The organism is Escherichia sp. TW14182 (genome assembly GCF_000208525.1).
Taxonomy (GTDB): Bacteria; Pseudomonadota; Gammaproteobacteria; order Enterobacterales; family Enterobacteriaceae; genus Escherichia; species Escherichia ruysiae.
Genome location: NZ_AEJZ01000425.1, coordinates 1 through 657, shown reverse-complemented (window position 1 = coordinate 657; position 657 = coordinate 1). Strand labels below are relative to the sequence as shown.

The window sequence follows — 657 nt, the reverse complement described above, 5'->3', positions numbered from 1 at the left end:
CCGGATCCTGTAGGTATCGCCGTAAGCCTGATTACGCCCGTCAAGCATCCACCATGTATCAAGCAACTCTGATAATCGACGCCGATCAGCAGGTTTAGCCAGCCATGGGTTATTATGGAAATTCTGCAAAACATATTGTTCGAAGTTCTCTGCACTTCCTTTCCTGGCAAAAATTTTACGTATCCGTTTGCCGTATGCCCCTTGTGGCCTGATATCGAGCAACCACCGCCCATCATTCATCTTTCTGATCGACATGCTTAAGCTCCCTCCTTGTAACTGAATATCCGGCATTTCAGTACTTCTGGTTCTCTGGCTTCGGCTACTCCTTTTCCGGCGTTTGCCTGTCTGGACACCTCACTACGAATGGTTTTGCGGCCTGTCAAAGGTCGGGAACGTCCGGCTCCGAGCAACTCAATCATTTCGCGATCGGTTCGGATCTCCACGCGGTGAATGGCGGCTGCCTGTGCCAGTTGCGGAATACTGATAGCAATCCCTTCGCGGCATCCCTTGCCGTAGTGGTTTACACCGTATTTTGTTATGCCGTCCAGGAAGTCGAACGCCTCCCAGAACTCCACCACTTCCGGTAAATCAGTCGCCGCCGCTTTAACCTGCGCTGTTGCCATTTGTTCCAGTTCCAGACATGTGGCATCAAGCCAT

At 51.4% G+C, this 657-nt stretch carries 2 pseudogenes; both read right to left on the bottom strand.

From position 1 onward, the window contains the following. A pseudogene (locus EQY_RS0122775) lies at positions 1–255 on the bottom strand (phage integrase); the annotation flags it as partial. Positions 256–257: 2 nt separating this feature from the next. Beyond that, positions 258–657 (bottom strand): annotated as a pseudogene (locus EQY_RS0122770) (bifunctional DNA primase/helicase); the annotation flags it as partial.